The following is a 22,393-nucleotide window of genomic DNA, read 5'->3' as shown; positions in this document are numbered from 1 at the left end:
CGACAGGATCCCCGAATCCCAAACCGATGCCGAGACGTGGTGGTTTTCTATCGATGGACCGCCGGCGGCCTGTCGATCGAGGGAGAGGAGGCTTCCGCGTAGCGACGCCGGGGTATCCGCCCGGCCATACGCGCGAACCGGCCTGCGTAGACGGCCGAGCGCATCGCCTGGGCCATCAGGTCGGGACGCTGTGCCCGGGTGACCGCCGTGGCCAGCAGGACCGCGTCGCAGCCGAGCTCCATGGCGAGTGCCGCGTCGCTGGCCGTGCCGATCCCGGCGTCCAGGATCACCGGCACGCTCGCGAACTCCACGATCAGCTCGATGTTGTGCGGGTTGCGGATGCCGAGTCCCGAGCCGATCGGCGCACCCAGCGGCATCACCGCCGCGCAGCCCGCCTGCTCCAGCCTGCGTGCCAGTACGGGATCGTCGCCGATGTAGGGCAGCACCGTGAACCCGTCGGCGACCAGCCGCTCCGCCGCGTCGAAGGTCTCGATGGGGTCGGGCAGCAGGGTGCGCTCGTCGGCGATGACCTCCAACTTGACCCAGTCGGTCTCCAGCGCCTCCCTGGCGAGCCTGGCGGTCAGCACGGCCTCACCGGCGGTGAAGCAACCCGCGGTGTTCGGCAGCACCTTGATGCCGCGCCGTCGCAGCACGTCGAGCACCGAACCCCGCGCGGACGGGTCGAGCCGCCGCATCGCGACGGTGGTCAGCTCGGTCCCGGAGGCGGCGAGCGCCTGGTCGAGGATCTCCAGGGACGGGGCGCCCCCGGTGCCCATGATGAGGCGGGAGGAGAACTTCTCCCCGCCGATGACCAGGTCGTCCACCGGGTCCGCCGTCAACCCGTCGGCCTCCCTCGCGTCCGTCGTCACCCTGTCGCCCCCTCTCGCCTTCGTCGTCGGCCGGTCGGCCTCCCTGGCGTCCGTCATCGACCGGTCGGCCCCTCTCGCGTCCGTCGTCATCGGTTAGCCTCCCTGGACCGCGGTGAGCACCTCGACCCGGTCGGCCTCCGCGAGCGCCGTGGAATCCCAGGCGCCGCGCGAGACGACCTCGTCGTTCACCGCGACGGCCACCCCGTTCCGCACCTCGGTCAGCCGCCGTACGGCCTGCGCGACGGTCGCGCCCGAGGGCAACTCGTGCGCGGCGCCGTTGATGGTCACGTTCATCTGTACTCCTGCGGTGTGTGGTCGCGGAGGCGGTGCTCCCGTGGCGAAGGTTCTGGGGAATCGAGTTCCCGGGAGTCGTGCTTCCGGTGGTGCTCTCCGAAGCGGTGTTCCTGATGTTCCCGCTGTTCCCGGTGGTGGTCCTGAGCACCGCGATCACCGAAGCGGAGCGGCGAGCAGATCGCGGAGAGCCCGGCGTCCGCCTCGCCCGCCTCCTGCGAGCAGAGGTCGGCGGTGAGCGGCGCGAGCAGGACCCCGCCCCGGTGATGCCCGGTGGCCAGGTGGAGACCGGGCACGATCGTGGCGCCGATCAACGGCAGGTTGTCCGGGGTGCCCGGACGCATGCCCGCGGTCATCTCGGCCACCTCCAGCTCGGTCACCCCGGGGACGAGCTCCCGCGCGTCGCGCAGCAGCTCCCACAGCCCACCGGCCGTGACGCGGGTGTCGAAGCCCATCTCCTCCTGGGTGGCGCCGAGGACCGTCTCGCCGTCGCCGCGCGGAACCAGGTAGACGTGCGAGCCGTGAACGACCCCGCGTACGCACCGCCGCAGGATCGGCGCGGGGGAGCGCAGTCGCATGATCTGGCCCTTGACCGGCCGTACCGGGGGCAGCGCCTCCGGGGGCACCCCCTCAAGGGAGCCCGACCAGGCTCCGGCGGCGAGGACCACCAGGTCGGCCCCGACACTCTCGCCGGTCGAGAGGCGTACCCCGGTGGCCCTTCCCGAGGCGGTGATCAGCTCGGCCGCGCGGGCGCGTACCAGGGTGCCGCCCGCGCGCTCCAGGGCCGCGAGGAGTGCCGCGGTGACCCGCCTGGGGTCCACCCAGGCGTCGCCGCCGGCCAGCAGGCCGCCGCGGACCGCGGGGGCGAGCATGGGCTCCAGGCGGCGGCACTCGCGGCCGGTGAGCCGCTCGGCGGGCAGCCCCAGCTTGGAGACGAAGGCGGCGAGGTCGTCCAACGCCGCCAGGTCGTCGGAGCCGAAGGCGACGTCGAGCGTGCCGTCGGTGCGGTAGTCGAGGTCGTGCCCGCTCGCGTCCGCCAGCTCGGCGGCGAAGGCGGGCCAGCGCTTCAGGGAGGCGAGCCCCAGCCGCAGCAGCGGCTCCTCGGTGTAGGTGACCTCGCTCACCGGGGCCAGCATGCCCGCCGCCGCGTGCGAGGCGCCGGAGGCGGGCGCGGGGTCGGCGACCATCACTCTGTGGCCCCGGACGGCGGCGCGCCACGCCACCGACAGGCCGATCACGCCGCCGCCCACGACGAGGAGGTCGAGATGGTCCGCCATACGTGCTCCGCTCCCTTCGCCGGCATGACCCGGATCAGGTTCGTGGCGGTCGAGGGCCCGCTCGCGGTCGTCTCCGGACCTCGCTCGCCGTGCCGTGCGGGGCGTTCCTCCTCGCACATCACCAGCTCGCAGGGGGTCCTTCCTCGTCCGCAGCCCTCCTCTCAGCCCGGTGCGTTCCGGGCTCCCGCGCGTCTTCTCCTCTCACCCTAAGGGCTGGGACAACACGCTTAGCGCGTTAGATGTGAGGTAAATCCCGTTTTCGTTATCAACGACCGTTGGTAGGAGTACGGGGTTCCCGCTTATCGTCGGGAAGTGTGAATCATGTCGTGGTGGTTGGAGCCGGCCTCGCCGGTGTGCGCAGCGTGGAGGCGTTACGAGCCCGTGGGTTCGGCGGCAGGATCACCCTGATCGGGGAGGAGCGGCACCGGCCCTACGACCGCCCGCCCCTGTCCAAGGGAGTGCTGCTCGGCGAGACCGATTCCACGGTCGTCGACTCCGACCTCGACGCGCTTGAGATCGACTTTCGCGCGGGCGTGTCGGCCAAAGGGCTCCATCCCGGTGTGGTGGAGACCACCGAGGGCGAGATCGCCTACGACGGCCTGGTCGTCGCGACCGGTGCCCGCCCGATCAGGTTGCGCGGGGACGGCCCCCAGCACGTGGTGCGCACCATCGACGACGCGCTCCGGCTGCGCTCCCTGCTCGGCGAGGGAGTCAGGGTCGCCGTCATCGGCGCGGGCTGGATCGGCGCGGAGGTGGCCACCGCCGCCCGCAGGGCGGGCTGTGCCGTGACCGTCGTCGAGGCCGCCCGCACCCCGCTGGCCGCCGCGCTCGGCCAGGTCGGCGCGTACACCACCCCCTGGTACGCCGAGGCGGGCGTCGACCTGCGCCTGGGCACCATGGTCGCCTCCGTCGACCACGGAGGGCTCACCCTGGCGGACGGCTCCGCGCTGGAGGCCGACGTGGTCGTCACCGGCGTGGGCGTGCGGCCCGCGACCGAGTGGCTGGCCGGATCCGGCATCAGGCTCGACAACGGCGTGGTCACCGACGAGCACCTGCGCACCTCGCTGCCCGACGTGGTCGCGGTGGGTGACTGCGCCGCCTGGTGGTCGCGCCGCTACGGCATCCGCCTGCGCGTCGAGCACTGGGACACCGCCCTGGGCGCCCCGGACGTCGCGGTGGCCACACTCCTCGGCGACGCCGCGGTCTACGACCCGGTCCCCTATTTCTGGTCCGAGCAGTTCGGCCACATGGTCCAGTACGCCGGCCACCACGACGGTGCCCGGCTCGTCCTGCGCGGCGACCCTGCGGCCGAGGGAAAGCCCAGGTGGGCGATCTGCTGGGTGACCGAGGACGACCGGCTCACCGCGGTGCTCTCGGTCAACCGCCCCCGCGATCTGGTCCAGGGGCGCCGCCTCATCGAGGGCGGCCAGCGCCTCGACGTCGATCGCCTCACCGACCCTGCGATAGCGTTGCGCGATTGTACGGTGGCGTAACCTCGCCGCCGGGTGTTTGGCGAAGGGCTCGATGTGGTAGTGGTGGATTCGTGACGCTTTCTGTTGCGCAGATCGACCGGGAAACCGACCAGCTGGTGGGCGAGTGGCTCACCCTGACCGAGGTGGCCAGAAGGCTCAACCTGAGCGCCGGTCGCGCCAAGCAACTTCTCAAGGACCGTAAGCTCATCGGAGTGCGCAGGGGCGGTGGAGAGCCACAGGTTCCCGCCGTGTTCCTCGTCGACGGAGAAGTGATCAAGGGCCTTCCCGGGACCCTCACGGTGCTCCTGGACGCCGGATACGACGACGTCGAATCCCTTCGCTGGCTTTTCACCCCCGACGACACGCTGCCGGGCTCACCGGTGGACGCGATCGTGGCGGGCCGCCACACCGAGGTGAAGAGACGTGCCCAAGCCCTCGGTTTCTGACGCCCGCCTGTATCTCTGCACGGACGGGCGCCGGGACCGGGGAGACCTCGCGGACTTCCTCGACGCCGCCCTCGCGGGCGGGGTCGACATCGTGCAGCTGCGCGAGAAGGGCCTTGAGGCGCGCGAGGAGCTCGACCTCCTCGCCGTCTTCCGCGAGGCCTGCGACCGGCACGGCGCCCTCCTGGCGGTGAACGACAGGGCCGACATCGCGTACGCGATCCGTCCCGACGTGCTCCACCTCGGCCAGGATGATCTGCCGGTGCGGGTCGCGCGCGACATGCTCGGCGACGACATCCTCATCGGGCGTTCCACTCACGCCCCCGAGGAGGCGTCCGCCGCGGCCGTCGAGCCCGGAGTCGACTACTTCTGCTGCGGCCCGATCTGGCCGACCCCCACCAAACCGGGAAGGTCCGCCCCGGGCCCCGGCCTGCTCAGGCACGCCGCGGCCCTGGAGACCGACCGGCCATGGTTCGGCATCGGCGGCATCGACCTCGCCAACCTGGAGGAGGTCATGTCGTACGGCGTGCGCAGGGTCGTGGTCGTCCGGGCGATCACCGAGGCCGACGACCCCAAGGCGGCGGCGGCGGAGTTCAGGCGGAGGCTGGACGCCCCCACCTGAGGTTTCCGCCGCCCCGGTGGCTCGCCCGGCGGGCCCGTGCCCACGGCCGGGCGGATCGCCTTGATCGTCGGCCCGGTCCTGTTCGCCGCCCGTCGGGAGCCGCCTCTGCCGGAAGTCGCTCCGTCGTGGGCGACCACGCCGCGGGCCGTCCCGTCGTGAGCCGTTCCGCCATGTGCCGGGTACGGTCAGGTCCGCCGGGAGGTGGCGGCCACCGCGAGGTCGGCCAGGGCCGCGCGGGCCTCGGGGAGGATCGGTGCGCCTTCCAGCGAACCGAGGGCGTTCTCCAGATACCCCTTGATCAGGTCCTCGCACGCCACGAGAGCCCCCGTCTCCTCGATGATCTGGCGCAGCCGGTCGATCCCCGTCTCGTCCAGGCCCGGGTCGCCGAGCGTGGTGCGCACCACCTGGGCCTGGGACTCCGAGGCCACGGCGAGCGTGCGGGCGATGAGCATCGTCCGCTTGCCCTCGCGAAGATCGTCGCCGGCCGGTTTGCCGGTCTCGTCCGGGTCGCCGAACACGCCGAGGATGTCGTCGCGCAGCTGGAAGGCGATGCCCACCGACTGCCCGTACTCCTCGCAGAGCCGGTCGATCCAGGGCTCCCTGCCCCGGGCCGCCAGCACCAGACCGAGCCTGAGCGGCTGCTCCACGGAATACTTGCCGCTCTTGAAGAGGGCGACCCGCAGCGCGCTTTCGAAGGTGCCCTCGCCGTGCGCCTGCTCCAGCAGGTCGAAGTACTGACCGCACATCAGCTCGGTGCGCATGTCGTCGTGGACCTTCTGCGCCGCCGCGAGAGAGGCGGCCGGCAGGCCGCTGTTGCGCCACATCTCACCGGACCAGATGAGCATCAGGTTGCCCAGCAGGATGGCGGCCCCCTCGCCGAACTGCTCGGCCGAACCGTGCCAGCGGGCCTTCCTGTGCAGGTCCTCGAACCTGCGGTGCGCCGAGGGCATGCCCCGGCGCAGATCGCTGGCGTCCATCACGTCGTCGTGCACCAGAGCGCTGGCCTGGAGCAGCTCAAGCGAGGCCGCGGCGGAGAAGATGGCGGGCTCCTCGCCCCCGCCCGCACCGTGCCAGCCCCAGTAGCAGAAGGCGGGGCGCAGCCGCTTGCCGCCCGCGAGGAAATCCTCGGCCGCCGAGATGAGCGGCGCCAGCTCCGGAGCGCTGACCTGTGGGCGCTGTTGTTCGACGAATCGCCGAAGAGAACGATCCACCTCGGACCGGATCATGTCCAACGCGGCTGCAGAAGTGATCATCGAATACCTCCAGTGTGGAGACCCTGGGCTTCAGCTCTGGGGGGAAAACGCGGTACGGCGCCGTGCATCCCGGCGTCGTGACCGGCGGTGATGACACCCCGACCACCGTACGCATGATGGACAAGATCCTCTCCGCCGGTCCGGCGGAGAGGTGGAACGCCTGTGGAGCCGGTGTGGGGCACGACACCTCCGGGTTCCTTGCGACTGAGGATGAGGCAGGGAACCCAATCTATGAAAATTGGAATCCCCCGGCTTTGACGGCGTGAGGAGGTCAGGTAATGAGATTAACGGTCCAAGGGGACATTTCGATCTAGAGGGGTGGTGGTTTACGTGCTAATTGTGACAAGTTCGCGCCATGTCCGGCGGAGATGATCTGATCGGGCGGCCGAGCGGCCGGGCAAGTATCCTTGACCCCATGGCTCTGGGTCGCGCGTCTGTCCTTCCTGATCGTGTCGCCACCGTCCGCGAACTCCTCGCTGCCGGTGCCCGCTCGTTCTCCTTCGAGTTCTCCCCCCCGAAGACCGACGAGGGGGAGCGTCAGCTCTGGCGCGCCGTCCGTGAGCTGGAGTCGCTGCACCCCACCTTCGTGTCCGTCACCTACGGCGCCGGCGGCAGCACCCGAGACCGCACGGTCGACATCGTCGAGCGGATCGCCCACGAGACCACGCTCACCCCGGTCGCCCACTTCACCGCCGTCAACCACTCCGTCCGCGAGCTGCGCCATCTGATCGGCCGCTTCGCGGGAGCGGGCGTGCGCAACATCCTCGCCGTGCGGGGCGACCCGCCCGGCGACGTGACGGGCGAATGGGTGCGCCACCCCGAGGGCGTCCTGTACGCCGAGGAGCTGGTCCGGCTCATCCGGCAGTCCGGCGACTTCTGCGTGGGCGTGGCCGCCTTCCCGTACAAGCACCCCAGGTCGGCCTCGATCGAGTCCGACACCGACTACTTCGTGCGCAAGTGCCGTGCGGGCGCCGACTACGCGATCACTCAGATGTTCTTTCGTGCCGAGGACTACCTGCGGTTGCGTGACCGGGTGGCCGCCGCCGGCTGTGACACGCCGATCATCCCCGGCATCATGCCCGTCACGCAGATGAGCACCATCGCCAGGTCCGAGCAGCTCTCCGGCGCGCCGTTCCCGCCGGAGGTGGCCGAGAGGTTCGCGGCCGTCGCCGACGACCCGGCCGCGGTGCGCAGCCTCGGCATCGAACACGCCGCCGAGCTCTGCCAGACCCTGCTCGACGAGGGCGCGCCGGGCATCCACTTCATCACCTTCAACCGCTCGAGCGCGACCCGGGAGGTCTTCCAGGCGCTCGACCACACGCCGGAGATCGCCCCGCTGCCGACCTGAGACCGCGGATCCTTCGGGACGGCTCAGCCGCCCAGCGGCAGGGGAGTCCCGAGGATCGCGTAGCGCTCGTGCCCACCGGGGAAGACGAACTGCGTGAGCAGGTCCACGAAGCCGATACTGCGATAGAGGTGGCGTGCCGCGGTGGGCCGGTCGCGGGTCGACAGCACGGCGGTGCGCTCCAGGCGGCCCGCGCACATCCCCGTGATCATCGCCCGGCCGATGCCCTTGCCCTGGTAGTCGGGGTGGACGTGGATCTCGGCGAGCTCCAGCGCGTCGCCCAGCCAGTCGTGGGCGCCGCCCTCTCCGTACTCGTCCGCGAGGGCTCGCCTGACCACGTCGTGCCACCACTGCCCGGGAACCCCGTGGAAGCCGTAGGCGATGCCCACAGGAGTGCCGTCGGGGAGCTCGGCGAACAGGCAGGTGAAGGCGGGATGGGTGGCGTGGTTTCCCATGATGAGCCTGCGGCCGGCGATCTGGTCGGCCGGAGGGTTCATCGCCTCGGTGTAGACGCCGAGGACCGCGTCCAGCCGGAGCGTGAACTCGTCGGGGCCGATCCGTCGCAGTCCGATCACGCGTCGCACCCTAGCAGGGTGGCCGTGGCACGGGTCACCGTGTGGCGAGGGAGGGTCATCCGGCGCTCACCAGGGAGTTTCCCGGCCTTTCCCACCCGCCTGTCGGCCCGGTCACGAAGGGCCTGACCGGCTTCTCGCGACCGCGCCCGGAGCCGTGCGGCTCCCGGGCGCGGTCGCGAGCGTCGTGCGCACGAAGCGCCGGCGTGCTCGCCCGCGGTCCGTTCGGTGTGGGACCGGTCGTGTCGCGCGTACGAGCCCGCCGGGTCGCGGGCGCGCAGGCCCGGCGGTGGGCACGGAGCCCGTGGGCACCGAGTTCGAAAGCCGCGCGAAGCCGTTATTCGACCTCGACGGGCACCCCGCCGGTGATGCGGACGAGCTCGTCGAAGGAGGTCGGGAAGACGGTGTGCGGGTGGCCGGCCGCGGCCCAGACGACCTCGTGCTTGGCCAGCCAGGTGTCGACCAGGGTTCTGACCGGGGCGGGGTGGCCGATCGGGGCGACGCCGCCGATGACCTGGCCGGTGGCCGCCCGCACGAAGGCGGGGGCGGCGCGCTTCACCTTCGCCGCTCCGGCCGTCCTGGCGATCAGGTCGGTGTCGACGCGGTGGGCGCCGCTGGTCAGCACCAGGAGCGGCTCACCGTCGGCGTCGAATATCAGGCTGTTGGCGATGGCGCCGACCTCGCAGCCCAGCTGCGCGGCCGCGGTGGCGGCGGTGGGGGTGGCCTCCGCGAAGATGACGATCTCGCCGGGGACGCCGTGCTCGCGCAGGACGGCGGCGACCTTCTCGATGTTCGGATGCAACTTTTCTGGCACGCGGCCACTCTAAACAGATTGACCGTTGATTGCCGTTTCATGACCGGCTGTCTGCACAGGGAAACCGTGCGCTATGGTCCCTTGACCCGATCCATAGTGATATGAGGAGTTGATCGAAAGTGGGGGTTGGACTGCGGCCGGGAGTGGCCGCGCTGATGACGGCGGGGGCCGTGCTCCTCTCTTCCGTGTCTTTCGTGGGCGTCGCCCTTCCCGCCGGCGCCGCGGCGGCGGGGACGTCGGGTTCCCCGGCCGTCACGGCGGGGGTGACGGGCGTGTCCTCGTTCGTCGCGCCCGGCAAAACGCTCAAGCTCGGTGCGAAGGGCGCCGCGGTGAAGGTGCTCCAGACCCGGCTGGCCGAGCTCGGCTACGCCCCGGGCAGGATCGACGGCCGCTACGGCGGGGCGACCCTGACGGCGATCTGGGCCTTCCAGAAGGTGAACGGCATCTCGCCGACCAGCACCGTGGCACGCAGGACCTGGGACGCTCTGGAGGCACCCCAGGCGCCGAAGGTGCTCGTCCCCAACGGCAAGCCGACCCGGGTGGAGGTCAACCTCGCCAAGCAGGTGATGGTCCTCTACGTGAACGGCACGGTGAAGCTGATCAGCCACACCTCCTCCGGCAGCGGGATCGCCTACTGCGAGACGGCCACCTGGGAGGGCAGGACCCAGCGGTTCTGCGGCGACGCGCGCACGCCGACCGGCGACTACAAGACCACCTGGCGCAGGGACGGCTGGCACAAGTCCTACCTGGGCCAGCTCTACAACCCGATCTTCTTCAACGGGGGCATCGCCTTCCACGGCGCGCTGTCGGTGCCGCTGGCGCCCGCCTCCCACGGTTGCGTACGACTGCCGATGCACGTGGCGGAGGTCCTTCCCGGGCTGCTCGGTACGGGAGTGCCGGTGCACGTCCGAGGCAGGTTCGTCCGCTAGGGGCGAGCCGGCGGAACGCGAGCCGCCGGTCGCGCCCGCGCCGGTCGAGAGCAGGGGCCCCGGGAGACGGTGATCTCCCGGGGCCCTTTCGCGTGCTCCAGAGACCCGAAGATCGAACCTTTGTTCGTCGTTTTACTTGACAGTATTAGTGATCGAATTTATGTTCGATGTGATGACACGGGGCTCGCGGCTCGTGTTCCAAGAGCGGCCGATCGGGTCCATGTCGTCGGCGGAGACGATCGGACCAGGTCAGGGCGGACGGGGAGAGGGGAAGCTCCTCGTCCGGCCGTCCGGCGGATTTGTCGGTGGGGTCTGCGAATGTGATACCACCGGCGAAAACGCCGGAGCCGCTTGCGACCAAGGAGGCTGAAGCGCTATGACCCCTCGGCTCGGCGATTCCGGTGGGCCCCGGCTGTCCCCCACGGTGCGGGCACACCTCTCAGACGCGCGCGACTGCCTCGAAGAGGCCGCCGCCGCCCGGACCTCCGCCGCGCGTTACGTCGCGGCCCATCTCGCCGCGCTCAGGGCGGCAGCCGCCGTCCTGGCGGCCCGTCCCCGTCCGATGCAGGGGCGCAGGCGCAGGCTGCGCAGCGCCTGGGAGCTGCTGCCCGAGGCCGAGCCCCGCCTGGCCGAGTGGGCACCCTATTTCGAGACGAGCGCGGCCAAGCGGGCCGCCGCCGAGGCGGGCCTGACCCGCACGGTGTCCTCGCGAGACGCCGAGGAGCTCATCTCCGAGGCTGAGCGGTTCGTCAGCACCGTGGAGAAGCTGCTCGGTGTCCCGAGCCAGCCCATGCTCCCGGGCCGGATCCCGCTAGCCGGTTAGAGCGGGAGCGGCCCTCCACCCGGAGCGGGCCGCCCGAGCTCATCGGCGCCGTCCCCGTGCGTCTCGCCTCCGCCGGTCCCGCCGGCGGGCGCAGGGCGTACGGGGACGTTCTCGTGCCGTCGTCCCCTCGCGCCTCGTTGTTCTCCCAGGCTTTTCTCGCGCCGGTGTTCTCTCACGCCGCCGTGAAGCCGGTTTCGCGCAGCCGTTCCCGCTCGGGGTCCTGCCGGCGCTCTTTCTCACGCCGCCGTGGAGTTCTGGCGGGCGGCGCGCTGGCGCAGCAGGAGCATCGCGGCGTCGTCGCTCAGCGGCCTGCCCACGTGGCCGAGCAGGTCGGCGCGCAGGGCGTCCAGCGAGCCCTGGGGGTCGTCGCCCTCCAGCAGGTGCGCCCGCTCCAGCAGCGGATAGAACTCGCCCGCGTCGTCGCGTGCCTCGATGACCCCGTCGGTGTAGAAGAGGACCTGGTCGCCGGGCTCGAAGGGGATGTGGTGCGGCCGCGGCTCGACGGCCTTGAGAGCGCTCATGCCCAGCGGGAGCGCCTCGTCCGGGGGGTCGGCGAACCAGATCCCGCCGTCGGCGTCGAGCACCAGGGGCGCCGGGTGGCCGCAGTTGATGACGGTGATGGTGGAGTCGCCGCTGATCTCGGCCAGCACGGCGGTCACGAACTGCTCGCCGGACAGCTCGCGGGTCAGGGCGTTCTCCAGGCGGCCCACGACGCCCTGGAGCGTCCTCTCGTCGTGGGCCGCCTCACGGAAGGCCCCGAGCGCGACCGCGGCCGTCTCCACGGCCTCCAGGCCCTTGCCCTGGACGTCTCCCACGATGATCCGCACCCCGTGCGGGGTGGTGACGACCTCGTACAGGTCGCCGCCGATCCTGGCCTCCGCCGTGGCGGAGGTGTACGAGACGGCCACGCCGATGCCCGGTCCCGCGCGGCGGGGCACCGGGCGCAGCAACACCCGCTGGGCGGCCTCGGCCACCGAGCGCACGTCGGCGAGCTGGCGTTCGTGGCGCAGCCGTCCGGCGCTGGCCAGCACACTGGCCACGGTGACGCCGAGGATGGCGATGAGGGTGATGTTGATGCGGGACGAGAGGATGTCGTTGTAGAGGCCGAGCGCGAAGCACAGCGCCAGGGCGACGACGCCGACCACCGTGGTGCGGGTCAGGTCGCAGGCCACGCTGGCGAAGGCCGGGCCGAGGGCGAGCAGCGGCAGCAGGCCGGACGTGGGGCCGGTGCCGAAGTCGATCGCGGCCACCACGGCCATCACGACGAACGGCAGCAGCTTCAGGGTGCTCTGGGTGCGGTTGGTGCCGATCGAGCTCAGCAGCCGCGGAAAGGCACGCCTCCTGGTCGATCGCGGCTGCGCCGGGGCGGTGCGGAGACGGGTCTCGGAGGTCGATCGAGAGTGATCGATCCGATCATCTCCCCTGGCCATGTCCACCACACCTCGCTAAATGCGTGTCTGCCTTTTCCTACCACAACGGCTGTAGCCCGGGGCGGAACTAAGGACAGGTTCTGCTGAGAACGAGGAGCTCTGCGGGGTGGGTACGCCGGTTGCGGCGCACCCACGACCGGTCAGGGGTCGTCAGAAGGCTTCGACGGCTCGGCGGGCCTCCGGGTCCAGGACACCCCAGCCGATGAGCTCCTCGGTGAGCTCACTGGGGGACTTGTCATAGATCACGGCGAGGGAGCGGAGATCCTCCTGGCGGATGGACAGCACCTTGCCGTTGTAGTCGCCACGCTGGCTCTGGATGGTGGCCGCGTAACGGGCGAGCGCGCCCGCCTTCTCCTTGGGGAGCTGGGCGAGACGCTCAAGGTCGATCACAAGCTTCGGTGTCGGGCCAAGAGGGCTCGGAGCCGAACCCCCCGGCAGCAACTCCGAGACCGGCACCCCGTAGAAATCAGCCAGTTCGGCAAGCTTCTGCACGGTGACGGCACGGTCGCCACGCTCGTAGGAGCCCACGACGACCGCCTTCCAGCGTCCCCGGGACTTCTCTTCGACTCCGTGCAGGGACAGGCCCTGCTGGGTGCGAATGGCACGGAGTCTTGCACCCAGTGACTTGGCGTACTCAGACGGCATGGTGTGGCCCCCCGGCTCTGTTATGTAGTGCTCTCAACTTGATTGTGCTACCTCGCAACTTATGCCCCGTTCACCGGGTTGGCGCCTGAGGCTGGCACCTTCGGTGACCGGTGCGTCAGGGTTCACCCGATAACGCCACGAGGTGTGGTTACGGACAGTGACGGTAAAGCTGTGGGCGCCTAAGGTCAAGCTGATTGGAAAAAAGATGTCGAATCCGATCCGGTGGGGTCCGCGTCAAACGCCGCACTTGTCCTACCCGACATGACGGAAACTTCGACTTTTTCGGTACTTTCGCTTGATTCCCGCGTCTTCTGGATGGCTTGCGGCAGCGGCGTCGCGAGGGGCGGCGACGGGCGTATGATCTTGAACGACGCTCCCTCCGGGGAATACCCGGTGCGACGGTCCCGTCCGCCGGAGACGGCGGCCCGTGGCGTGCCCGCGTGCCGGTCGCGGGCCCGCGAGCGCCGTCCCGGCTTCCCACGAGGGAGGGTTCAGATGCCCTCGCGTTCGAGCGGGCAGCTCATGCAGCGCGGGCCGCCCCGGCCCCGGCCGAGCTCGCTGCCCCGGATCGTGATGACCTCGATCCCGTTCTCGCGCAGGTGGTTGTTGGTGGTGGTGTTGCGCTCGTAGGCCACCACCACGCCGGGACGCAGGGCGAGCACGTTGCAGCCGTCGTCCCACTGCTCCCGCTCGGAGGAGTACACGTCCTGCGTCGCGCTGAGGACCTTGATGTCGTCCAGCCCGATCGCCCGGGCGATGGCCCGGTGCATGTCCTCGGGGGGATGATCGGTGATCTTGAGTTCCTTCTCGTTGTCGCCGGGTTCGACCGTGTAGGAGGGCAGCATGCCCAGTCCCGCGAACTTGGTGAAGACGCCGACGTCCACGTTGGTCATGACCGTGTCCAGGTGCATGAAGGCCCGTGCCTTCGGCATGTCCAGCGCGACGATTCTCGTCGCGGCACCTCGCCTGAACAGGCTTCGCGCGAGCATCTCGACCGCCTGGGGCTGCGTACGCTCGCTGATCCCCACCAGCACCGCGCCCCGGCCGATGACGAGCACGTCGCCGCCCTCGATGGTGGCGGGAGCCGCGGGGGTACCCGGCATCCAGACGTTGTAGCCGCCCTCCTCCGGACGGTCGTAGCCGGACGCGAAGGCCGGGTGGTAGCGGTAGATCGCCTCCATGTTGAGGGTCTCGCGGCGGCGTGCCTTCTTCCTCATCGCGTTGATCGAGACGCCGTCGTAGATCCAGCAGGAGGTGTCGCGGGTGAACAGGTGATTGGGCAGCGGGGGCAGGACGAAGTCGTCCGGCCTGAGCGTGTGGAAGGCGAGGCTCTTGGGGTCGGTGCCCAGCTCCACCAGCTCGCGCTTGGTGATGCCCCCGGTGAGATAGCGCTTGAGCGTGACGGAGTCCATCGAGTCGAGCGCGTTGCGGATGGCGTCGACGGCCATCGGGCCGAAGTAACGCTCGTCGGCGATGCCGTCCAGGATGTGCTTGCGCGCCTCGGGGATCTCGACCGTCTCGTGGAGCAGGTCGGAGAGCATGTGGACGGTGACGCCCTGGTCGACCAGAAGCCTCTGCCACTCCTCGTGCTCCTCCACGGCGCGCTGCACCCACAGCACGTCGTCGAAGAGGAAGTCGTCCTTGTTCGACGGCGTGAGCCGTTTCAGGGCGAGTTCCGGCCTGTGCAGCAGGACCTGGTGGAGCCGGCCGACCTCGGAGTCGACGTGAAAGGTCATTTCTCTTCCTTAGCGGCTGGTTGACGGGAGTGGCCGGGGGCGGGCACGCCGGGACGGCCGCGTCAGGGAGGTGGCCGTCATGCTTCGCCTTGGTGCGGATGTAAAGCGCATACCCGGAAGACCAAGGGGAAGTCAGCGAAGATCGTGATATTTATTCACTTTTGAGAAGATTGTCGAGCCGGACCCGAGCTGTTCGCGAAGCGGACCCCTGTTCGGGCGAACCGTCACCGAGCTGGTACCTTGAGGTCGTTGACTTCCTTTAAGACCCGTCCCGTGAGGCGGGAAAGGTGGTGTTCCTCCTTGGCAGAGGCCATTTCGCGTGCGCTGTCGCACGCACAGGGCGGTGCCCGCGCCGTCCTCGAACAGCCCGACATCAACCGGGCCCTCATCCGCATCTCCCACGAGATCCTTGAGCGGACCAAGGGCGGTGAGAACGTCGTCCTGCTGGGCATTCCCACCCGCGGCGTCCACCTGGCCCGCCGGCTGGCCGCCCACATCAAGCAGTTCGAGGGCCGCTCGGTCCCGGTGGGCTCCCTCGACGTCACGATGTACCGCGACGACCTCCGGCTGCGGCCCGCCCGCGCGCTCGGCCGCACCGAGCTGCCCGCCGACGGCATCGACGGCAGGGTGGTCGTCCTCGTCGACGACGTCCTCTACTCGGGCCGCACCGTCCGCGCCGCACTCGACGCGCTCAACGACCTGGGCCGCCCGCAGGCCGTGCAACTCGCCGCCCTGGTCGACCGGGGTCATCGCGAGCTGCCCATCCGCCCCGACTACGTGGGCAAGAACCTGCCGACGTCGAAGTCCGAGATCGTCAAGGTCTACCTGGAGGAGAACGACGGCAGCGACGCGGTCCTGCTGCTGAAGGGGGACGAGCGATGAAACGCCACCTGATCTCCGCGGCCGACCTGACCCGCGACGACGCCCTGCTCATCCTGGACACCGCCGACGAGCTGGCGAAGATCTCGGAACGTTCCATCAAGAAGCTCCCCACCCTGCGGGGACGCACGGTGGTGAACCTCTTCTTCGAGGACTCCACCCGGACCAGGATCTCCTTCGAGGCCGCTGCCAAGCGACTGTCGGCCGACGTCATCAACTTCTCCGCCAAGGGCTCCAGCGTCTCCAAGGGCGAGTCGCTCAAGGACACCGCGCTCACCCTGGAGGCGATGGGCGCCGACGCCGTGGTCATCCGCCACGGCGCCTCGGGCGCGCCGCACCGGCTGGCCGGCTGGGTGCGCGGCAGCGTCGTCAACGCCGGAGACGGCACCCACGAGCACCCCACCCAGGCCCTGCTCGACGCCTTCACCATGCGCCGCCGCCTGGGCCCGCTGGACGGCAGGAGGGTCACCATCGTCGGCGACGTGCTGCACAGCAGGGTGGCCCGCTCCAACGTGCTGCTGCTGGCCACGCTCGGCGCCGAGGTGACCCTGGTCGCACCGCCGACCCTGTTCCCGGTCCAGGTCGGCTCCTGGCCGTGCGAGGTCTCCTACGACCTCGACGCGGTGCTGCCCAAGTCCGACGTGGTGATGATGCTGCGCGTGCAGCGCGAGCGCATGAACGCGGCGTTCTTCCCCACCGAGCGGGAGTACAGCCGCCGCTACGGGCTCGACCGCGACCGCGTCGCCAAGATGCCCGAACACGCCATCGTGATGCACCCCGGCCCGATGAACCGGGGCATGGAGATCGCGGCCGAGGTGGCCGACTCGCCGCGCTCGACGATCGTCGAGCAGGTCGCCAACGGTGTGACCGCACGCATGGCCGTCCTGTACCTGCTGCTTGGCGGCGCCGACCTCCGAGGAGAGATCTGATGAACGACCGCATCGGGGCCACGCGTGACGGCATCGTCATCAGGGGCGCCAGGATCCTCGGCGGTGAGCCGGTCGACATCCTGGTCCGCGACGGCCTGCTGGTGGAGATCGGCCGGGGACTGTCCGGCGGCGAGGTCGTGGAGGCCGAAGGGCTGATCGCCCTGCCCGGCCTGGTCGACCTGCACACCCACCTGCGCGAGCCGGGCCGCGAGGACGCGGAGACCGTCGACACCGGCACCCGCGCAGCCGCCCTCGGCGGCTACACCGCCGTACACGCCATGGCCAACACCGAGCCGGTCGCCGACACGGCCGGCGTCGTCGAGCAGGTCTGGCGCCTGGGCCAGGAGGCGGGCCACTGCGACGTGCACCCCGTCGGCGCCGTCACCGTCGGCCTGGGCGGCGAGCGCCTCGCCGAGCTCGGCGCGATGGCCGACTCCACCGCGCGGGTCAGGGTCTTCTCCGACGACGGCAAGTGCGTCTCCGACGCGGTGCTCATGCGCCGCGCCCTGGAGTACGTCAAGGCGTTCGACGGCGTCGTCGCCCAGCACGCCCAGGAGCCGCGCCTGACCGCGGGCGCGCAGATGAACGAGGGCGCGGTCTCGGGGCGGCTCGGCCTCACCGGGTGGCCCGCGGTCGCCGAGGAGGCGATCATCGCCCGCGACTGCCTGCTCGCCGCCCATGTCGGCTCGCGCCTGCACATCTGCCACGTCTCCACGGCCGGTTCCGTGGAGATCATCCGCTGGGCCAAGTCCAAGGGCTGGGACGTCACCGCCGAGGTGACCCCGCACCACCTGCTGCTCACCGACGACCTCGTCGAGGACTCCCCGGTCGGTTCCTACAACCCGATCTACAAGGTGAACCCGCCGCTGCGTACGCGCGAGGACGTCGAGGCGCTGCGCGAGGCCCTGGCCGACGGCACGATCGACTGCGTGGCCACCGACCACGCCCCGCACCCGGTCGAGGACAAGGAGACCGAGTGGGCCGCCGCGGCGATGGGCATGATCGGCCTGGAGACGGCGCTGGCGGTGGTTCAGGAGGCGATGGTGGACACGGGGCTGCTCGACTGGGCGGGTGTCGCCGAGCGCATGTCCGTCGCCCCCGCCAGGATCGGCAGGCTCCAGGGCCAGGGGCGGCCGATCGAGGTCGGGGCCCCGGCCAACATCACCCTCTACGACCCGTCGGTGCGCGCCGCGGTCGACCCCGGGGGCTACGCTTCAAAAAGTCGTAACACGCCCTACGAGGGCCTCACCCTGCCGGGCCGTGTCGTGGCGACCCTCCTGCGCGGCAGGCCGACCGTCCTGGACGGAAAGCTCACGTGAGGGGCCTCGTCCGCCGAGCCCGGACCGTCGCGGGCGCCGCCCCCGACGGCTTCTCCTCTCCCTCGCCGAGGCGTGGGGGTTCCTCCCGAGGACACGAGGGTGTCCCGTCCGGCGGCGGGGCGGCGACCCAACGTGCCGGATATTTCATACTTTGCGGAGCTGTAACCGAGATGATCGGGGTGTGTGAGTGACCGCAGTGCTAGTCCTGGAAGACGGGCGCGTCTTCCACGGGACCCCCTACGGCGCCGAGGGCGAGACCTTCGGCGAGATGGTCTTCAACACGGGGATGACCGGCTACCAGGAGACGCTGACCGACCCGTCGTACCACCGCCAGATCGTCGCGATGACCGCGCCCCACATCGGGAACACCGGGGTCAACGACGAGGACCCGGAGTCGTCGAGGGTGTGGGTGGCCGGATACGTGGTCCGCGAGCCCGCCCGGGTGGCCTCCAACTGGCGCTCCAACCGTTCCCTGGACGACTACCTCAAGGAGCAGGGCGTCGTCGGCATCGCCATCACCGGCACCCGCGCCCTCACCCGCCACCTGCGGGAGCGGGGGGCGATGCGGGCCGGGGTCTTCTCCGGCAAGGCCCTGGCGCCGGTCGAGGAGCTGCTGGAGCGGGTGCTGGGCAGCCCCGCGATGGAGGGCGCCGACCTGGCGGGCGAGGTCTCCACCCCGAAGCCGTACGTCGTGCCCGCGATCGGTCCCAAGCGGTTCACCGTGGCCGCCGTCGACCTCGGCATCAAGGCGATGACGCCGCACCGGATGGCCGAGCGCGGCTGCGAGGTGCACGTGCTGCCCGCCTCCGTCACCGCCGAGGAGATCCTCGCGATCGGCCCCGACGGGGTGTTCTTCTCCAACGGTCCCGGCGACCCCGCCACCGCCGACGGCCAGGTCGAGGCGCTTCGCGGCGTCCTCGACGCGGGCGTGCCGTTCTTCGGCATCTGCTTCGGCAACCAGCTCTTCGGACGGGCGCTCGGGCTGGGCACCTACAAGCTGCGCTACGGCCACCGGGGCGTCAACCAGCCGGTGCAGCACCGGGGCACCGGCAAGGTCGAGATCTCCGCGCACAACCACGGCTTCGCGGTACGCGCACCGCTGGAGGGCGTGTTCGACACGCCGTACGGGCCGGCGGAGGTCAGCCACGTCAACCTCAACGACGACTGCGTCGAGGGGCTGCGGCTGCTCGACCGCCCGGCGTTCAGCGTCCAGTACCACCCCGAGGCGGCGGCGGGCCCGCACGACTCGGCCGGCCTGTTCGACGACTTCTGCGCGTTGATGGCGGGCGGACGGCGAACGGCCGGCGAGGAGCCGAGCGCGACCATGAGTGCGGAGCGGTCGAGGGGACGAGCGGGCGGAGTGGCCGGCGAGGGACGAGGCGTCCGCGGAGCCGGCGAGGAGCCGAGCGCGACCATGAGTACGGAGGGAAGCAAGGGTGCCTAAGCGTACGGACATCCAGTCGATCATGGTGATCGGCTCAGGGCCGATCGTGATCGGCCAGGCCTGCGAGTTCGACTATTCGGGCACCCAGGCCTGCCGAGTGCTGCGCGCCGAGGGCTTCCGCGTGATCCTCGTCAACAGCAACCCGGCGACGATCATGACCGACCCCGAGTTCGCCGACGCCACCTACGTCGAGCCCATCACCCCCGACATCGTCGAGAAGATCATCGCGAAGGAGCGGCCCGACGCGCTGCTGCCCACTCTGGGCGGGCAGACCGCGCTGAACGCCGCGATCTCCCTGTACGAGGCCGGGATCCTGGACCGCTACGACGTCGAGCTGATCGGGGCCGACGTCGACGCCATCCAGGCGGGCGAGAACCGCGAGCTCTTCAAGGGCATCGTGGCCAAGGTCGCCGCCGAGCGCGGCCTCAACGCCGAGTCGGCGCGCTCGTTCGTCTGCCACACCATGAACGAGTGCCTGGCCGCCGCGCACGAGCTGGGCTACCCGCTGGTGGTGCGGCCCTCCTTCACCATGGGCGGGGTGGGTTCCGGCTTCGCCCACGACGAGGAGGAGCTGCGCCGCATCGCCGGGGCGGGCCTCGACGCCTCGCCGACCACCGAGGTGCTCCTTGAGGAGTCCATCCTCGGCTGGAAGGAGTACGAGCTGGAGGTCATGCGCGACCGGGCCGACAACGTGGTGATCGTCTGCTCGATCGAGAACATCGATCCGATGGGCGTGCACACCGGTGACAGCGTCACCGTCGCCCCCGCGCTCACGCTGACCGACCGCGAGTACCAGAACATGCGCGACGTGGCCATCGCGGTCATCCGCGAGGTCGGCGTCGACACCGGCGGCTGCAACATCCAGTTCGCCGTCGACCCGCGCACCGGCCGCATGGTCGTCATCGAGATGAACCCCCGCGTCTCGCGCTCCTCGGCGCTGGCGTCCAAGGCCACCGGCTTCCCGATCGCGAAGATCGCCGCCAAGCTCGCCATCGGCTACACCCTGGACGAGATCCCCAACGACATCACGAAGGAGACCCCCGCGTCGTTCGAGCCCTCGCTCGACTACGTCGTGGTCAAGGTGCCGAGGTTCGCGTTCGAGAAGTTCACCGGCGCAGACCGGACCCTCACCACCCACATGAAGTCGGTGGGCGAGGCGATGGCGATCGGCAGGTCCTTCCCCGAGGCCCTGCAGAAGGCGCTGCGCTCGCTGGAGAAGAAGGGCGCCTCCTTCACCTGGGCGGGGGAGCCCGGCCCCAAGGACGAGCTCCTGGCCGCCTGCCGCGTCCCGCACGACGGGCGCCTGTTCACCATGCAGCAGGCCATCCGCGCCGGGGCCACGATCGAGGAGCTGTCGGAGGCGACCTCCGTCGACCCCTGGTTCCTGGACCAGCTCTTCGCGATCGACGCGATGGCCGCCGAGTTGCGCGAGGCGCCACAGCTCACCGCCGAGGTGCTGACCGGGGCCAAGCGGTACGGGTTCAGCGACGTGCAGATCGCCGAGCTGTGCGACATGACCGAGCCGCGGGTGCGCGACCTGCGCCACGCGCTCGGCGTCCGCCCGGTCTACAACACCGTCGACACCTGCGCCGCCGAGTTCGCCGCCCAGACCCCCTACCTGTACTCCACCTACGACGAGGAGACCGAGGTCCCCTACGGGGAGCGTCCCAAGGTCCTCATCCTCGGCTCTGGACCCAACAGGATCGGCCAGGGCATCGAGTTCGACTACGCGTGCGTGCACGCCTCCTTCGAGCTGTCGTCGGCCGGATACGAGACCGTCATGGTCAACTGCAACCCCGAGACGGTCTCCACCGACTACGACACCTCCGACCGCCTCTACTTCGAGCCGCTCACCCTGGAGGACGTCCTGGAGGTCGTCCACGCCGAGCAGCAGACCGGTCCGGTGGTGGGCGTCATCGTCCAGCTCGGCGGCCAGACCCCGCTCGGCCTGGCCCAGGCGCTCAAGGACGCCGGGGTCCCGATCGTCGGCACCTCGCCCGAGTCGATCCACCTCGCCGAGGAGCGCGGCGCGTTCGGCAGGGTGCTGGCCGAGGCGGGCCTGCCCGCGCCCAAGCACGGCGTCGCGGTGACGGAGGAGGAGGCGCTGGCCATCGCCGCGGAGATCGGCTACCCGGTGCTGGTGCGGCCCTCCTACGTGCTGGGCGGCGCCGGTATGGCCATCGTCTACGACGACGACACCCTGACCTCCTACATGGCCAAGGCCGGCGCGGCGAGCGACCATCCGGTGCTGGTGGACAAGTTCCTCGACGAGGCCGTGGAGATCGACGTCGACGCCCTGTTCGACGGCGAGGAGCTCTACCTCGGCGGCGTGATGGAGCACATCGAGGAGGCGGGCATCCACTCCGGCGACTCGGCGTGCTCGCTGCCGCCGATGACGCTGGGCGGCTACGACATCAAGCGCATCCGCGCCGCCACCGAGGCGATCGCCCGGGGAGTGGGCGTGCGCGGCCTGCTCAACGTGCAGTACGCCATGTCCGCCAACATCCTGTACGTGCTGGAGGCGAACCCCCGCGCGAGCCGCACCGTCCCGTTCGTCTCCAAGGCCACGGCGGTGCCGCTGGCCAAGGCGGCGGCCAGGGTGATGATGGGCGCCACGGTGGCCGAGCTGCGCGCCGAGGGCCTGCTGCCCGCGACCGGCGACGGCGGCACCATGCCGCTGGACGCGCCCATCGCGGTCAAGGAGGCCGTGCTGCCGTTCAACCGCTTCCGCGGCGTGGACATCGTGCTCAGCCCCGAGATGCGCTCCACCGGCGAGGTGATGGGCATCGACGAGTTCTTCGGCACCGCCTACGCCAAGTCGCAGGCCGCCGCGTACGGCTCGCTGCCCACCAAGGGACGGGCGTTCGTCTCGGTGGCCAACCGCGACAAACGCGCCATGATCTTCCCGGTCAAGGCGCTCGCCGACCTCGGGTTCGAGATCCTCGCCACCGAGGGCACCGCCGAAGTGCTGCGCCGCAACGGTGTCCATGCCAAGATCGTGCGCAAGCACAGCGAGGGGACGGGCCCCGAAGGCGAGCAGACGATCGTCCGGCGCATCCTGGACGGGGAGGTGGACCTCATCGTCAACACCCCCTTCGGCAGTCCCGGCCAGGCGGGGCCGCGCCTGGACGGCTACGAGATCCGCACCGCCGCGGTGCTGCGCGCCATCCCCTGCATCACCACCGTCCAGGGGCTCGCCGCGGCCGTACAGGGCATCCAGGCGATCGTCCGTGGCGACATCGGCGTACGGTCACTCCAGGAGCACGCGAAGCGTTTGCGGAGCGGCTGAGGAGCGGGCCGG

Annotated in this window: 20 protein-coding genes; 11 read left to right on the top strand and 9 right to left on the bottom strand. The window is 70.6% G+C overall.

Annotated elements, in window-relative coordinates; translation table 11 throughout:
- Positions 1-47: 47 nt before the first annotated feature.
- Genes ACFY3V_RS02040 through thiO form a run of 3 tightly spaced genes read right to left on the bottom strand, consistent with a single transcriptional unit; the run spans position 48 to position 2,437 of the window.
- Positions 48-959 (bottom strand): thiazole synthase, encoded by a 912-nt coding sequence (locus ACFY3V_RS02040; protein ID WP_389769045.1) that lies wholly within the window; start codon positions 957-959, stop codon positions 48-50.
- Between the two features lie 3 nt (positions 960-962).
- Positions 963-1,163, bottom strand: coding sequence for a sulfur carrier protein ThiS (gene thiS / locus ACFY3V_RS02035; protein ID WP_350948022.1), 201 nt, complete (start codon positions 1,161-1,163; stop codon positions 963-965).
- Positions 1,160-2,437: a glycine oxidase ThiO gene (thiO, locus tag ACFY3V_RS02030; RefSeq protein WP_362895580.1), complete on the bottom strand. Its 1,278-nt coding sequence runs from the start codon at positions 2,435-2,437 to the stop codon at positions 1,160-1,162. The genes thiS and thiO overlap by 4 nt, the downstream gene beginning before the upstream one ends.
- A 314-nt stretch (positions 2,438-2,751) precedes the next feature.
- On the opposite strand from thiO, the gene ACFY3V_RS02025 reads away from it, so the two are divergent.
- Genes ACFY3V_RS02025 through thiE form a run of 3 tightly spaced genes read left to right on the top strand, consistent with a single transcriptional unit; the run spans position 2,752 to position 4,974 of the window.
- Entirely contained in the window at positions 2,752-3,930 is a 1,179-nt protein-coding gene (locus ACFY3V_RS02025) for an FAD-dependent oxidoreductase (protein ID WP_350948024.1), read from the top strand.
- Between the two features lie 50 nt (positions 3,931-3,980).
- On the top strand, positions 3,981-4,355 hold the full coding sequence (locus ACFY3V_RS02020) for an Rv2175c family DNA-binding protein (RefSeq protein ID WP_350948025.1): 375 nt from the start codon (positions 3,981-3,983) through the stop codon (positions 4,353-4,355).
- Positions 4,333-4,974 carry a thiamine phosphate synthase gene (thiE, locus tag ACFY3V_RS02015; protein WP_362895577.1) on the top strand — a complete coding sequence of 214 codons (642 nt, stop codon included), beginning with the start codon at positions 4,333-4,335 and terminating at the stop codon, positions 4,972-4,974. Before ACFY3V_RS02020 ends, thiE begins: the two co-directional genes overlap by 23 nt.
- A gap of 185 nt (positions 4,975-5,159) precedes the next feature.
- Here the strand turns inward: thiE and ACFY3V_RS02010 are convergent, their stop codons facing one another.
- The gene (locus ACFY3V_RS02010; RefSeq protein ID WP_350948027.1) at positions 5,160-6,227 is read right to left on the bottom strand and encodes a polyprenyl synthetase family protein; all 1,068 of its coding nucleotides are present in this window, start codon (positions 6,225-6,227) and stop codon (positions 5,160-5,162) included.
- A 415-nt stretch (positions 6,228-6,642) separates the two neighbouring features.
- Here ACFY3V_RS02010 and metF point away from each other — a divergent pair, with 415 nt between their 5' ends.
- A complete protein-coding gene (gene metF / locus ACFY3V_RS02005; protein WP_350948028.1) occupies positions 6,643-7,575 on the top strand; it encodes a methylenetetrahydrofolate reductase [NAD(P)H] in 933 nt (310 codons plus the stop codon).
- 23 nt (positions 7,576-7,598) lie between these two features.
- Here metF and ACFY3V_RS02000 read toward each other — a convergent pair whose 3' ends face one another.
- Both ACFY3V_RS02000 and ACFY3V_RS01995 read right to left on the bottom strand, forming a co-directional pair.
- Positions 7,599-8,147 carry a GNAT family N-acetyltransferase gene (locus ACFY3V_RS02000; protein ID WP_362895575.1) on the bottom strand — a complete coding sequence of 183 codons (549 nt, stop codon included), beginning with the start codon at positions 8,145-8,147 and terminating at the stop codon, positions 7,599-7,601.
- Positions 8,148-8,481: 334 nt separating this feature from the next.
- Complete coding sequence (locus tag ACFY3V_RS01995) at positions 8,482-8,958, bottom strand: YbaK/EbsC family protein (RefSeq protein WP_350948030.1); 477 nt, start codon at positions 8,956-8,958, stop codon at positions 8,482-8,484.
- Between the two features lie 119 nt (positions 8,959-9,077).
- On the opposite strand from ACFY3V_RS01995, the gene ACFY3V_RS01990 reads away from it, so the two are divergent.
- Together ACFY3V_RS01990 and ACFY3V_RS01985 are read left to right on the top strand one after the other, a co-directional pair.
- Positions 9,078-9,887, top strand: a complete 810-nt coding sequence (locus ACFY3V_RS01990; RefSeq protein ID WP_362895573.1) for a L,D-transpeptidase family protein — start codon at positions 9,078-9,080, stop codon at positions 9,885-9,887.
- 376 nt (positions 9,888-10,263) lie between these two features.
- On the top strand, positions 10,264-10,710 hold the full coding sequence (locus tag ACFY3V_RS01985; RefSeq protein WP_350948032.1) for an SAV_6107 family HEPN domain-containing protein: 447 nt from the start codon (positions 10,264-10,266) through the stop codon (positions 10,708-10,710).
- Between the two features lie 236 nt (positions 10,711-10,946).
- Here ACFY3V_RS01985 and ACFY3V_RS01980 read toward each other — a convergent pair whose 3' ends face one another.
- The 3 genes from ACFY3V_RS01980 to ACFY3V_RS01970 form a co-directional block, all read right to left on the bottom strand.
- Entirely contained in the window at positions 10,947-12,140 is a 1,194-nt protein-coding gene (locus ACFY3V_RS01980; protein WP_362895571.1) for a PP2C family protein-serine/threonine phosphatase, read from the bottom strand.
- Between the two features lie 150 nt (positions 12,141-12,290).
- Entirely contained in the window at positions 12,291-12,785 is a 495-nt protein-coding gene (locus ACFY3V_RS01975) for a transcriptional regulator (protein ID WP_350948034.1), read from the bottom strand.
- Positions 12,786-13,276: 491 nt separating this feature from the next.
- Complete coding sequence (locus ACFY3V_RS01970; protein ID WP_350948035.1) at positions 13,277-14,521, bottom strand: arginine deiminase; 1,245 nt, start codon at positions 14,519-14,521, stop codon at positions 13,277-13,279.
- 300 nt (positions 14,522-14,821) lie between these two features.
- Here ACFY3V_RS01970 and pyrR point away from each other — a divergent pair, with 300 nt between their 5' ends.
- The 5 genes from pyrR (at position 14,822) to carB (ending at position 22,381) form a co-directional block, all read left to right on the top strand.
- Positions 14,822-15,403 carry a bifunctional pyr operon transcriptional regulator/uracil phosphoribosyltransferase PyrR gene (gene pyrR / locus ACFY3V_RS01965; RefSeq protein WP_362895569.1) on the top strand — a complete coding sequence of 194 codons (582 nt, stop codon included), beginning with the start codon at positions 14,822-14,824 and terminating at the stop codon, positions 15,401-15,403.
- Entirely contained in the window at positions 15,400-16,329 is a 930-nt protein-coding gene (locus tag ACFY3V_RS01960) for an aspartate carbamoyltransferase catalytic subunit (protein ID WP_350948037.1), read from the top strand. Before pyrR ends, ACFY3V_RS01960 begins: the two co-directional genes overlap by 4 nt.
- On the top strand, positions 16,329-17,648 hold the full coding sequence (locus tag ACFY3V_RS01955; RefSeq protein WP_389769031.1) for a dihydroorotase: 1,320 nt from the start codon (positions 16,329-16,331) through the stop codon (positions 17,646-17,648). The genes ACFY3V_RS01960 and ACFY3V_RS01955 overlap by 1 nt, the downstream gene beginning before the upstream one ends.
- Positions 17,649-17,835: 187 nt before the next feature.
- Positions 17,836-19,092, top strand: a complete 1,257-nt coding sequence (carA, locus tag ACFY3V_RS01950) for a glutamine-hydrolyzing carbamoyl-phosphate synthase small subunit (protein ID WP_362922283.1) — start codon at positions 17,836-17,838, stop codon at positions 19,090-19,092.
- Positions 19,085-22,381: a carbamoyl-phosphate synthase large subunit gene (gene carB / locus ACFY3V_RS01945; RefSeq protein ID WP_350948040.1), complete on the top strand. Its 3,297-nt coding sequence runs from the start codon at positions 19,085-19,087 to the stop codon at positions 22,379-22,381. Before carA ends, carB begins: the two co-directional genes overlap by 8 nt.
- Positions 22,382-22,393 lie beyond the last annotated feature (12 nt).

The organism is Streptosporangium sp. NPDC000095 (assembly GCF_042899335.1).
Taxonomy (GTDB): Bacteria; Actinomycetota; Actinomycetes; order Streptosporangiales; family Streptosporangiaceae; genus Streptosporangium.
The sequence above is the reverse complement of the archived record's forward strand: the minus strand, read 5'-3'. Positions and strand labels throughout refer to the sequence as shown.

What these genes read in the sequence shown, in the direction of transcription:
- ACFY3V_RS02040 (WP_389769045.1), bottom strand. Translation starts at nt 959, where the DNA reads ATGACGACGGACGCGAGAGGGGCCGACCGGTCGATGACGGACGCCAGG.
- thiS (WP_350948022.1), bottom strand. Translation starts at nt 1,163, where the DNA reads ATGAACGTGACCATCAACGGCGCCGCGCACGAGTTGCCCTCGGGCGCG.
- thiO (WP_362895580.1), bottom strand. Translation starts at nt 2,437, where the DNA reads ATGGCGGACCATCTCGACCTCCTCGTCGTGGGCGGCGGCGTGATCGGC.
- ACFY3V_RS02010 (WP_350948027.1), bottom strand. Translation starts at nt 6,227, where the DNA reads ATGATCACTTCTGCAGCCGCGTTGGACATGATCCGGTCCGAGGTGGAT.
- metF (WP_350948028.1), top strand. Translation starts at nt 6,643, where the DNA reads ATGGCTCTGGGTCGCGCGTCTGTCCTTCCTGATCGTGTCGCCACCGTC.
- ACFY3V_RS01985 (WP_350948032.1), top strand. Translation starts at nt 10,264, where the DNA reads ATGACCCCTCGGCTCGGCGATTCCGGTGGGCCCCGGCTGTCCCCCACG.
- ACFY3V_RS01980 (WP_362895571.1), bottom strand. Translation starts at nt 12,140, where the DNA reads ATGGCCAGGGGAGATGATCGGATCGATCACTCTCGATCGACCTCCGAG.
- ACFY3V_RS01975 (WP_350948034.1), bottom strand. Translation starts at nt 12,785, where the DNA reads ATGCCGTCTGAGTACGCCAAGTCACTGGGTGCAAGACTCCGTGCCATT.
- ACFY3V_RS01970 (WP_350948035.1), bottom strand. Translation starts at nt 14,521, where the DNA reads ATGACCTTTCACGTCGACTCCGAGGTCGGCCGGCTCCACCAGGTCCTG.
- ACFY3V_RS01960 (WP_350948037.1), top strand. Translation starts at nt 15,400, where the DNA reads ATGAAACGCCACCTGATCTCCGCGGCCGACCTGACCCGCGACGACGCC.
- ACFY3V_RS01955 (WP_389769031.1), top strand. Translation starts at nt 16,329, where the DNA reads ATGAACGACCGCATCGGGGCCACGCGTGACGGCATCGTCATCAGGGGC.